This is a genomic window from Oceanobacillus sp. FSL W8-0428 (genome assembly GCF_038004405.1).
Classification (GTDB): domain Bacteria; phylum Bacillota; class Bacilli; order Bacillales; family Amphibacillaceae; genus Oceanobacillus; species Oceanobacillus sojae.
Window position 1 is genome coordinate 4,200,257 of sequence record NZ_JBBORB010000001.1, and the last position, 11,671, is coordinate 4,211,927.

An 11,671-nucleotide genomic window follows, 5' to 3' on the forward strand; every position below is an offset into this window, starting at 1 on the left:
TCACATTGTATTCATTAGTTCAAACATAGGCGACATCAGACTAATATAAATAAATATAATAAATGCGCCGATAATCGAGAAAAAAACAGGCTGAATATAAACAATTCTTTTTTGAAGCCGTTGATACATTGTATCAATTGAGATTTCAGCATAAATAGCTAAGTCCTTTGCCAGGTTTGCTGCATCCATATTAGAAGATAATATATCTGTCAAATGTTTGTCTAAAAAATCCATCGTGGTCAAGAGCCCTTGGACGGATCTCCCCCTAAAATACTCTAATTGCATTTGCTTCGCATAATAAGAAATAATGGGCAGCTTTGTCTGTCTGGACATATAATGCAATAACGCCTTCATTGGCATCCCTGTCTGTAAGAGAGAACTGTATAACGCAGCAAAATGAAAAGATGTTTGTCTCTTTATATAAGAACGATATAGAGGAATTCTGCTGTATAAAGTCATTTTAGTTTCTAAAGAGATATTATTTCTTAAAAATATCCAGATAACTGCACCAAAGCTGAAAGCGATAATGAGAACAATTATGGAATAACCAAGCCAGGAAGATAGAAAAATAACGGCTTGCAGCAGCATAGGGAGCTCGCCAAACATGAGCTGCTGAAAGGAAGGTATAACACGCGCATAAATAAAAAATAATAAACCGCTAAAAATAAATAGCAAAATAAGCGGATAACGGACAGTCTGCTGAAATTTACGCATGTAGTGGACATGCTGCTGAAATAATTGATGACACTGCTCAATCTGTTCGGATATATTCGATTTTTCCCGTACAACAAAGAGATAGGAAATAATAGAATGATGAAAACCAGCCTCGTCCATTGCTTCATCCAAATGCTGGCCCGCTTCAAGACACTTTAAAATCTGACTGGAGGTATATTCTAACTCAGCATAATATTTCATTGCGTCTAAGGATTGAATGAGTGTGAGACCTTTTGAAAGCATACGCTGTAAGACATGAAGAAATTGCAGCTGCGTGGCAATGGTTATTTTTTGATTATTGAGGGAAAATCGTTTGTGTAAAGCCATAAGCAAATGCCTTTCTTTGTAATTTTTTAAACTGGTGTTCTTCAGGTAAAGCCAGCAATGTACCTTCGATAGCTTCTGTCAGGTAATCTCCCTCCATTAATTCTCCAATAGCACTCCGCTGCTGCTTATTCTTTCTCATAATTGGAATTAGCCGAAGAGCTCCTACGCCAATAAGGATTTGATGCAGATCGGCAGTTTTTATTCCCATTTCCTTCAAACGAAAAATGGTGCCGACAGCATTTTTAGCATGCAGAGTACTTAATACAAGGTGACCAGTTAGAGCAGCTTCCACTGCAAACTTTGCGGTTTCTTTATCCCGTATCTCTCCAACCATCAGAATGTCGGGGTCATGGCGTAGAGCAGCCTTTAACCCTGTGTGATAGGAGATGCCGGCATGTTCGTTAATTTGCACTTGCAATATTTGATTTATTTTTCTCTCGATTGGATCTTCCAAGGAAATAATTTGACAGGGCTTTTCCTTCATTTCCATTTCTAATAAAGAATATAAAGTAGATGATTTCCCGCTCCCGGTTGCCCCAGTTATCAGGATAAGTCCGGAATCATGATCCATCCATCTTCGCATTTGCTGTACTTGATTTGGAAAAAGAAATAAATGGTCAAGCGGCAAGGTGTCGTTTTGAGGAAGAATACGGATAGCAATACTCTCTTGCTGATAATGAGGGAGAGTCGAAATACGAAGTGCATAGTCCTTTGATTCAAAACTCCAAAGCAATGTTCCCGCTTGGGGTTTTCTGTGTTCGCCAATATCCATATTGGCACTGAACTTAAAAAATGTTCTTAAAAGCTGGTATTGTTTCGTTAGAATGTTTCGGATAAAGGTGCGTTTTCCGTGGATACGAAAGTAAATTTCAGTTTGCTGCTCGTATGGATAGAAGTGAATATCAGAAGCTTGTTGACTGACTGCTGCCTGAAAGAGGTCGTCAGATAATTTTGTGACATGATTCATTAGCTCACCCCCTTTACAAATATTTCTGACATAATCTATAAATTCTACATTTATTCTGATTCTCCTTCTTTTTTATTCAAAAGAATAGAATTTATTTTATTGTTAAAGCTATAAGTAAAACTAACTTGAAAAGGAGCATTAAATTAAATCCATGAAAAGTAACGACTATATTCGTTTTTTAACAGAAGAAATGATGAAATATATAAATTTACCTACAGAAGAAAAAAAAGAACGGAAGCAAAAAAAGAAATCTTCTAATCAACTTTATAGCAATAAATGGCTTGGCATAATACCTTTTTCAATTCAATCCTGGTACTATAAAAGAAAAAATGACCGGGACTGAGCTGTGGTTCCTCCCCCTGCCGAAAACATTCACATTACTCAATATTCAACCGCCAAGGATTTTATGCTTTTCTGCCAGTGCAAAAAAACGGCACAGGCTTTTTCACCTGTACCGTTTTTTTATTCTTCTTCGTCTCCAAAGTCAACAAATCGGAATAAATCTCCGTAAATGATGGAATCAGAGTAAGAAAGCTCTGTATCTACTTTTTCTTGAATGGAATCACAAGCACTTTCTACTTTTTCTAATTCTTCACTTGCTTCTTCTTCTGAGTCTGTTTCTTCTTCTACAGCCTGATCCATTAATTCTCCAGTTTCACGATCGTAGCAGGAACCGGCGGTTTTAACAAAATCATCACTGACAAAGTCGCCATTTCGTAATGCGATATAGCCTTTTCTATCATCACTGAATAAGTCATTACCAAAATAAATATCCTCACCAGGATCAATTCCCAGCATGTTTAGCATTGTTGGTTTCAAATCGATTTGACCGGCAACCTCTTCCATTACTTTTCCATTTCCATCTCCAGGAATGTGAATAAATAATGGTACACGTTGTAATTGCACCTGATCGTAAGCTGTGATTTCGTCCTGATCTAAATACTGAGCCATCGCTTTATTATGGTTGGCACTTATTCCAATATGGTCACCCATAATGACAATAATGGAGTCTTCATAAAGACCAGACTCTTTTAGCTCATCAAAGAATTCTTCGATAGCTTCATCCATGTAGCGAACAGTCGGAATATAACTGTTCAGCGTATTGGAATTTGAATCAAATTTATCAATTGTTGCATCTTCCTCATCCAATTCAAACGGGAAATGGTTTGTTAATAAAATCATTTTTGAATAGAACGGCTCATCCAAATCTTCTAATATAGGGATGGACTGTTCAAAGAACGGTTTATCCTTTAGACCCCACCCTACAGAGTCTTCCGGTGTTACATCATATGATTCTTCTCCAAAGAAGTTATCAATATTCAAGCTGTTATACATTGCATCCCGGTTCCAAAAGCTTTTATTGTTCGCATGCAATACGTTAGAAGTATAACCAGCTTCTTTAATCATTTCATCAAAAGAATGGTATTCATTATTACCGTGTGTAAAGAATACCGCACCACGGGATAATGGATATAAGGAATTTTCTACTAAGAACTCTGAATCAGATGTGTTTCCCTGACCTGTCTGTTCATAGAAATTATCAAAGTAATACGTATCTTCATCCTGGGCTAACTCATTAAGAAACGGTGTAACCTCTTCTCCATTTACTTCACTGTTCATTACAAAGTGCTGCAAGGATTCTGCGTTAAGAAAAATGATATTTTTATCTTTCGCAATACCCTTCATTTCTTCACTGGTCTCATGATCCACATTTTCTTTAATATACTCCTGAATTTCAGGAATTTCGTTTCCGTCCGCAAAAACACGTTGTGATTCGTTCTTGGAGTGAATGACAACATCGTAGACGTGATAGTTAAACAGACCAATATTTTTCACTAAATATTCACGGTCAAATCCGCGGGTAAAAAGCTGCGGTCTTTCCATTTCAGCTAAGAAAAAGTTACCCGCAAGTAATACTAATGAAAATGCCAGAGCGCCGACCTTACCGCTTCTAGGATACTGTACAGCAAGACTTCCTTCATATTTCTTACTTAGATACCAGATAATCGCGGCATCTGCAAATATAAATAGATCCCATGGCTTAATTAAAGTAAGAATACTGGATCCTAAATCTGTCATATTACTTCCCATAAATAATTGCGGGATTGTTATAAAGTCCGTAAATTGGCGGTAGAATACAAGATTCGCCCAGATAAGCAAGGATGCTGCCAATGTAGCGTACCGAATATACTTCATTTGTCTGGAAGACTTATTAAACCAGACTCCTAATGCCAGAATTAAAAACGCTGACACAAAAGGATTAATAAACAAAATTAATTCCTGCATGGAATTATCAAGTTCAATATTAAATACAAATCGGTAGACAATATAGGTTTTTAGTCCAAGAAGGAATGCTGCAATAATATAGAGCGGTATCCTTGGCTTTTTAAATCGTTTCATTTATATCCTCTCCTAAATAATAAAAACAGGAATGCTGATTTACCTTTTAACATACTACTTCCCATTTTATTAACTAATGTAAACCTGCAATTAAAAAATTGTACATCTTGTATAACGGTTTTACAAGAAAAAAGGTTTCACATTTAATCATTTTATTTAATTACCCGTTCATAAATTACTATTTTAGTAGATATTCAAAAAAAATCAAGTCTGAAAATCAATTAACTGTAATTCTCATATACTAAATATGCTCCTCCAATAATACCCGCATCATTACCAAGCTGGCAAGTTTTAATAGTACAAACTTCACTTACTCTAGGCAGCGCATGCTTTCTAAAAGCTTTTGTCAAAGCATCAATCAAATAATCTCCTGCATTAGAAACGCCACCGCCTATTAAAATATTGGAAGGATTTATAATCATTGACATATTTGCCATTGCTTTTCCTAAAACGTCCGTTGTATATTCAATAATTTCTGTAGAGGCCTGATCTCCCTGCTTGGCTAATTCAAAAACATTCTGGGCAGAAATACGCCCTTCTGTCTGAAATAATTTCGTCAGAAGTGATTCTGGATTAGTGTGTATCTTCTCCATTGCCTGTCTGACAATTCCTGTTGCAGAAGCAATGGTTTCTAAACAGCCTTTTTTACCGCAGTTACATGGATAACCATTTTCCATCACTTCAATGTGGCCTACTTCGCCGGCCATGCCATTAACACCATTTAAAATAGAGCCGTTTGCGATAATCCCGCCGCCGACACCTGTTCCTAATGTAATTGCTATTAAATTCCTGGATTGATTTCCTGCACCAACCCAATTTTCTCCTAATACAGCAATATTAGCATCATTTTCAGCATATACAGGCACCCCAGCCAATTTTTCAAGTTCTTCCGCTAAATGGATATCTTTCCATCCAATATTGACCGCTTCTGTAATAATACCTGCATGGGCATCTACAAATCCCGGTGCCCCGACACCTATTCCTTTAATGGAAGAAGCATCTAATGATGATACCTGTAATTTCGATTCAATACTTTCCCAAATATCAGAGATAATATTCGCACCTTCGTTTGTTAAATCTGTTGGTATTTCCCACTTTTCTAGAATTTTTCCCTCTTTTGTAATGAATCCTATTTTTACTGAAGTTCCCCCAATATCTACTCCTGTTAATAATTCATTCATTTATTTTCGTCCCCTTTTTATATTCTCTGCTTTCTTTTTTTATGAGCAATACCGCTTGCTGGAATTGCTGACTGCTGATAAATTTCCACTCATATAATTCATTTATTTCCATCATCATTAATTCTAAATCGCCTAACCGGTCTGTCGTATAGATGAAAGTTCCAAACTTCATCAGCAGTTTCCTTACATCATGTATATTCTGCATGTTATCACCAAGAGTATTATATCAAATGGGCAATCAAATGGGAAATGAGAATAAGATCCAGATCAAATTAACGATCTGGATCTTTTGGTCGTAATATAGATGGCCTCAGATGCCTTTCCGGTAATGGAAAGCGGATAAATGTATCACGCATATTCTTAGCTGAAAATGGCACTAACGGCCAAAAATAAGGTGTATCCAGCGTTCTCATCTTTATTAAAAATAACAGCCAGACAGTTACACCAATAACATAACCGCTCACGCCAAATAAAGCTGTCGAAAATAATAAAAATAAGCGGACAAGACGATTTGCCATACTTAATTCATAGCTTGGTGTTGCATAAGAACCGATCGCTGCAGTAGCAATGTATAAAACAACCTCATGCGAAAACCAGCCGACCTCTACAGAAACTTCACCAATCATAATTGCTGCAACCAGGCCAAGGGCTGTTCCAAGTGCAGATGGTGTGTGGATAGATGCCATTCTTAAAACATCGAGCCCTAATTCAGCAATTAGAAATTGAACCAATAACGGGATGACCCCTGAATCCTCCGGTCCTATAAACGAATACGCTGGCGGCAGAAGTTCAGGCTGTACAGAAAATAAATAATAGAGCGGTAAAAGCACAAGAGAAAGAAATATGGCAATAAATCGAACAATTCGTAAATATGCTCCAACACTTGGTTTTTGCCGATATTCTTCTGCATGCTGCAAATGCTGCCAGAAAGTTGTTTGTGTAATCATCGCACTTGGCGATCCATCAATAATCAAGACTACATGCCCCTCAAAAAGATGGGATGCAACCGTATCTGGCCTTTCAGTATACCGGACTGCCGGATACGGGTTCCAATAACGATGACTGAAAAATTCTTCAATCGTCTTTTCTGCCATAGGAAGCCCGTCTGTATCTATACCATCAATCAATTCTTTCAGCTTCTCCACTTGTTTAGAATCTGCTATATCTTCTATATAACTGATAACAACATCCGTTTTAGAGCGCCTGCCAACCTGCGTGAACTCCATCCTGAGAGAACGATCCCTAACCCGGCGTCTTGTCAGCGCAGTATTAAATACAAGCGTTTCCACAAACCCATCACGCGGTCCCCGGACCACTCTTTCTAAATCAGGCTCTTCAGGTGACCGTGCCGGATATGACCTTGCATCAATTACAATTGCTTTATCTAAGTCTTCTACGAATAAAACCGTTGCTCCCGAAAGAATAAAATCAACCAGTTTATTCATATCTTCTAATGCTTCTATTTCTATAAAAGGAATATCTCTTTTCATTAATTTCTGTAATGTATCTGTATCCAGCTCATCTGGACGCAGCCTTTGCAGGGACTGCATGATAAACAGCATCATATCATCTTTGACAAATCCATCAACCATAAACATAGCCATATCTTTACCAGCATAATTCAAATCCAGGTAAATCAGGTCAAAGCTTTTATCAACTGCTAAATAAGACTTTAGATAAGAAACGTTTGTTTTGAGGCTTGTATCTACTTTTTTCATTTTATCAGTCACTTTTATCACCTTAATACAGTAGGATGTAGATAGTTTATATCACCAGATAAAAACTATACATTCCATTCTTTAAGGTATACAAAAACCAGGCCGCATTTCTGTTTTCCTCAGCCTGGTTTCATCTTAATAAGATTGCAATTCATTTTTTATATTCGATAATTCTTTATTATCCGGGAATTGCTCTAACCCTTCATCAATAATGGCTTCAATTTCTGTTCTGCTTGCTCCTTGCTGTGAGTATAAAATTGCCAGATTATGATACATTTCCGGTATTCTTTCGTCATATTGAATAGCCGCTTCTAAATCCTCTATCGCTTTTGCAAATTCTAACTCTTGAATATAAGCGTAAGAACGGTGGAAAAGAAGATAAGGTATCAGCTCTGAATCCGTTGTTTCATCAAGTGCTTCCGTTGTTACTGAAATAATCTCACTAAAATTCTCATCCTCTATGAGTGTTTCTGCTTCAATTAATTTCATTTCTGGAGATGATGAATTAAATGACCATCCATAGATGAATAATCCGATACTGAGAATGATAAAACCGATAAGTCCCAGCAGCTGATTCTTTTGATTTTTTTTATTTGGCACATAAACAGCTGCAGCAATTAAAAATCCGCCGGCTAATCCGCCAAGATGTGCTCCCATATCGATTTCTGGAACAGTGAATCCGAGCAGAAGATTTACTCCTAAAATAAGAATAATATTCATACCCATTGTTTGAAAGAATATTTGCTTATAGATAAGCCCGAATAAAAGAAGCGCACCAAACAATGCAAATATAGCACCTGATGCCCCTACTGATACATTAATGGAGGTAGCAAAGCTTGCTATGGAACCTGCCAGCCCGCCAAGAAAATAGATAAAAAGAAAACGGGTTCTCCCGAATATCCGTTCAATCGCAGTTCCCAGATAATACAGAGCAAGCATATTCATAATCAGATGGAGAAAGTTAAGATGTAAAAACATCGAGCTGAAAAATCTCCACCACTCTCCCTCCATGACAAGAAGGTTAAAGTTTGCTCCCATATCAATTAAGTGCTGTGTATTTTCTATATTCCCTCTTGTGATTTGAAGAATAAAAATAACTATATTTAAAGCGATTAATATGTAAGTAAACAGCGGAGTGGAAAATGAAAATATTTTCTTACGGTTCTCTTGCTCTTCTTGGATTTTTTGGAACAGCGTATTTTTCATATGATTTGCTGTTGCCTCTTTTTCCGTATCATCTAAATTTCTTTTGTCTTCACCGCTCAATGAAATATTTAAATCCTGACTTAAGAGATTGATTTCACTTTCTTCATCTTCTCTATCCAGATAATATATGTGCATTCTTGGCGATTTTTTATTTCCTTCACCAAACGGTTTTTTCAATTCTTCCCATTCATCAACCGGATGTTCTTCAGCTATGTATATTAAATATAGTTCAGCATTAACACTTGCGATAGCTTGCCTTATCCGCTGCATTTGCTGATAAGCAGTCTGCGAATCCTGCCGTAATTGGTTAGACCAATCAAAGGTTTGCGGTTTTACACGAATAATATCAGATTTTCCGCCTGCTTTCCGTTCCATCCAGACTTCATCCGTTTTATAGTCTCCTGCAATAATCCGGAACCCTTGCTCTGTCAATTTCCTCACCAGCTCATACGCTCTATATTGCATATGTACGTCCATAAATCAACCTCCCCTCTTTGAAGCATACCAAATGTTTCTAATTATGCGCAACTATGATCAAACGGAAGAGCCGCCAGCAGGATATTTTATTTGCTCATTGTCCAGAATTGCAACTGCCCGTCTCATAAAAATTGATGAAGCTTGAACTGGGGCTGCGGTTACTCGCCCTATTAAGTTCGTCGCTTTATGTTTTCTTTTTATATTTGCCGGCAAAGAGGGAATATTTTATTATAAGCAGTGTCTTTTATAATGCATATAGATAATTTAAACCGCTTCCTTTTTCTTTTTCCATAAAATAATGTTTGCAATAATTGGAACTAAATACTTTCTTCCCTGCTTCCAATTTAAGAAGCCGTTTAAAATCCGGTACTTCCATTTCATAAGTATAAAAATAATGGATATAACCATCGCTGCTGTAAAGAACATGCGCATCATCTTTCTTACCTCCCTTTTAATAATTGATGTGATTAGAGACTCTTCTACATCAATTATTTTCAACGAAGGGAGAAATCTTATACATTAAAGATTAGCTATTCTGTCTGGCCGTATCTATGGTACGTTCTTCTGTAATAATCTGTTCTACAGACAGATCATAGCTTTCCCGGGGAATTTGCTGGATTAATTGCCGTTCACTGCAAAGCGAGATTGTCGCTCCTGAATAATCAGCAAGCATTCTGTCATAATATCCGCCGCCATAGCCAATACGATAACCATCCGTGTCAAAAACCACTCCTGGCACAATCAATAAATCGATATCTGAATGTAGAATCCGCTTTGTTTTTTGGGGGATCGGTTCTTTTATACCTGCGTAACCTGTCTGAATTTGTTTTTGATGATTCCAGGCATAGTAGTACATTTCTCTCGTTTTTACCACACATTTCGGTGAGGCTATTATCTTTCCTTCTCTCCAGGCCTTTTCAATGATTGTATATGTATCCCATTCTATTTCTGTGGAAATAGTAATTCCTATCGTTCTGGCATTTTGAAATGCTGGAGTTGTAAATAATTGCTTCTGCTGTCCTGTTTCCACTTTTTTTCGATCCAGCTTCGACAAAAGACTCAGTTCTTTCAGCATTTTTTGCCGTAATATCTTTTTTTCTGACATATCATATTTCACCTCTGTCTGCAAAAAAACTCTTATCCAACTAACATCAGATAAGAGTTTTCATGATTGCTTATTTTGTTTCACGGTGTAGGGTATGTTTTTTAAGACGTGGTGAGTATTTCATAAGCTCAATACGCTCAGGATTTGTACGTTTGTTTTTTGTAGAAATATAATTACGATCTCCTGTTTCCGTGCAAGCTAACGTTATATTTACGCGCATATCTATCCCTCCAAACTTTTCAACTTGCCTTTTTACATAACTGTACAGACTTTAATTATATTATCAAAGTTTCATCTATTTATCAAGAAGGATTATACCAAAAACATGATAAAACTTTTCGCCCCATGTTTTATCAGGGTTAAAGCAACTCCCTGTCATGATTTATCGTGCTTTTAGCATAGTCACTTCTTTTAATTTATGGTATAACTATAAATGATACATAAAGTGCGTGTTCAAAAAGTTTCTAAATTAGAAGCAAGAAGATCAAGACGACGTGGTTTTTACGAACGGACTTCCACAGGATGTGGTGACTTCTGTGTTGTCCACAGGACGTGGACGATTTTAACAGAAGTTCTTCTATGCTTTTTAATACGTGAGTATCGTAAAAAACGCGTCAACGCAGAGATTCGCAGCTTATCATTTGGGGACTTTTTGAACATCCTCATAAAGGGAGGGAAATAAAAATGCTATTTGCCATTTTGGCAGTTGTCGTCATTGGGGTTGTTCTATTTATTCTATCATTCTTTATTAACGACCGTCTGGAAGAAGTCGAAAGCCAGCTAGAACAATTGTCCATTACTACGATGCAAGATACATACCAGTTAAAGAAGAAGGTTTCTGTTTTAGAAGAAGAATTATTGCCTCAAAACATATCTGATGAAGCAGCACCGTCTGATCTTAAAAATAATAATTAGAGGAGTATTATCATGAAACAACATGTTAGAGCGTTTGCTGTCGGTTTGTTGACAAGCGGTCTCCTGCTTCTCGCTATATATATATTTGGTAATCAATCCTCGGGCAGCCTCGAGGATATGGAACCGGATGAATTGATTTCTGCACTGGAAAATCAAGGGTATGCTGTATTAACACAAGACGAATATATTGCATATAGCGTGAATAGAGAAGCAGCTGACGAGGTTGATTCTGATGGAAATGCAGAAGATGACTCTGAAGCCGATAATGAATCAGATTCAAACAATGATTCTGATGAAAATGAAGACAACAATGATGAAAATAGTAATGACGAAGAAGGCAACGAAAATGCAGACGAGGAAGACAATAATGATGAAGGTAATGAAGATGAAGAATCCTCCGAAGACTCAGATGTAATTGACGTTGAAATTACATTAGAAAATGGTGCGCCCCCTTCTAACATCAGTGATGCTTTAGAAGATGCCGGGATTATTGATGATGCAAGAGATTTTAATGATTTCTTGGAAGACAATGATTTAAGCGGCAGCGTAAAGCCTGGAACTTATGAAGTGGACAGCGAAATGTCTTTCGATGAAATTGGTGACATTATTACTACCTACTCAGAATAAATATGATTTAATAAAAAAATGAGTTGCTCAATCT

General features: G+C 37.0%; 13 protein-coding genes. 3 read left to right on the top strand and 10 right to left on the bottom strand.

Annotated elements, in window-relative coordinates; all coding sequences use genetic code 11:
- Positions 1 to 1,041, bottom strand: a complete 1,041-nt coding sequence (locus tag MKY30_RS20175; RefSeq protein ID WP_341085190.1) for a type II secretion system F family protein — start codon at positions 1,039 to 1,041, stop codon at positions 1 to 3.
- Entirely contained in the window at positions 1,010 to 2,008 is a 999-nt protein-coding gene (comGA, locus tag MKY30_RS20180; RefSeq protein ID WP_156987625.1) for a competence type IV pilus ATPase ComGA, read from the bottom strand. The genes MKY30_RS20175 and comGA overlap by 32 nt, the downstream gene beginning before the upstream one ends.
- Positions 2,009 to 2,159: 151 nt before the next feature.
- On the opposite strand from comGA, the gene MKY30_RS24220 reads away from it, so the two are divergent.
- Entirely contained in the window at positions 2,160 to 2,351 is a 192-nt protein-coding gene (locus MKY30_RS24220) for a YqzE family protein (protein ID WP_147210371.1), read from the top strand.
- Positions 2,352 to 2,470: 119 nt separating this feature from the next.
- On the opposite strand, the gene MKY30_RS20185 is transcribed toward MKY30_RS24220, so the two are convergent.
- The 8 genes from MKY30_RS20185 to rpmG form a co-directional block, all read right to left on the bottom strand.
- Positions 2,471 to 4,408, bottom strand: coding sequence for an LTA synthase family protein (locus MKY30_RS20185; RefSeq protein ID WP_147210370.1), 1,938 nt, complete (start codon positions 4,406 to 4,408; stop codon positions 2,471 to 2,473).
- Between the two features lie 221 nt (positions 4,409 to 4,629).
- Positions 4,630 to 5,589, bottom strand: a complete 960-nt coding sequence (locus MKY30_RS20190) for an ROK family glucokinase (protein ID WP_147210369.1) — start codon at positions 5,587 to 5,589, stop codon at positions 4,630 to 4,632.
- Entirely contained in the window at positions 5,582 to 5,794 is a 213-nt protein-coding gene (locus MKY30_RS20195) for a YqgQ family protein (RefSeq protein ID WP_147210368.1), read from the bottom strand. The genes MKY30_RS20190 and MKY30_RS20195 overlap by 8 nt, the downstream gene beginning before the upstream one ends.
- Positions 5,795 to 5,861: 67 nt before the next feature.
- Positions 5,862 to 7,307, bottom strand: coding sequence for a spore germination protein (locus tag MKY30_RS20200; protein ID WP_341085664.1), 1,446 nt, complete (start codon positions 7,305 to 7,307; stop codon positions 5,862 to 5,864).
- Between the two features lie 135 nt (positions 7,308 to 7,442).
- A complete protein-coding gene (locus tag MKY30_RS20205) occupies positions 7,443 to 8,990 on the bottom strand; it encodes a rhomboid family intramembrane serine protease (protein ID WP_341085191.1) in 1,548 nt (515 codons plus the stop codon).
- A gap of 264 nt (positions 8,991 to 9,254) precedes the next feature.
- Positions 9,255 to 9,425 (bottom strand): hypothetical protein, encoded by a 171-nt coding sequence (locus tag MKY30_RS20210; RefSeq protein WP_156987629.1) that lies wholly within the window; start codon positions 9,423 to 9,425, stop codon positions 9,255 to 9,257.
- 91 nt (positions 9,426 to 9,516) lie between these two features.
- Complete coding sequence (locus MKY30_RS20215) at positions 9,517 to 10,095, bottom strand: 5-formyltetrahydrofolate cyclo-ligase (protein ID WP_156987631.1); 579 nt, start codon at positions 10,093 to 10,095, stop codon at positions 9,517 to 9,519.
- A 70-nt stretch (positions 10,096 to 10,165) separates the two neighbouring features.
- Entirely contained in the window at positions 10,166 to 10,315 is a 150-nt protein-coding gene (rpmG, locus tag MKY30_RS20220) for a 50S ribosomal protein L33 (RefSeq protein ID WP_017797039.1), read from the bottom strand.
- Between the two features lie 464 nt (positions 10,316 to 10,779).
- Here rpmG and MKY30_RS20225 point away from each other — a divergent pair, with 464 nt between their 5' ends.
- Together MKY30_RS20225 and MKY30_RS20230 are read left to right on the top strand one after the other, a co-directional pair.
- Positions 10,780 to 11,010 (top strand): hypothetical protein, encoded by a 231-nt coding sequence (locus MKY30_RS20225; RefSeq protein ID WP_156987633.1) that lies wholly within the window; start codon positions 10,780 to 10,782, stop codon positions 11,008 to 11,010.
- A gap of 12 nt (positions 11,011 to 11,022) precedes the next feature.
- The gene (locus MKY30_RS20230; RefSeq protein WP_156987635.1) at positions 11,023 to 11,637 is read left to right on the top strand and encodes a hypothetical protein; all 615 of its coding nucleotides are present in this window, start codon (positions 11,023 to 11,025) and stop codon (positions 11,635 to 11,637) included.
- Positions 11,638 to 11,671: the final 34 nt, after the last annotated feature.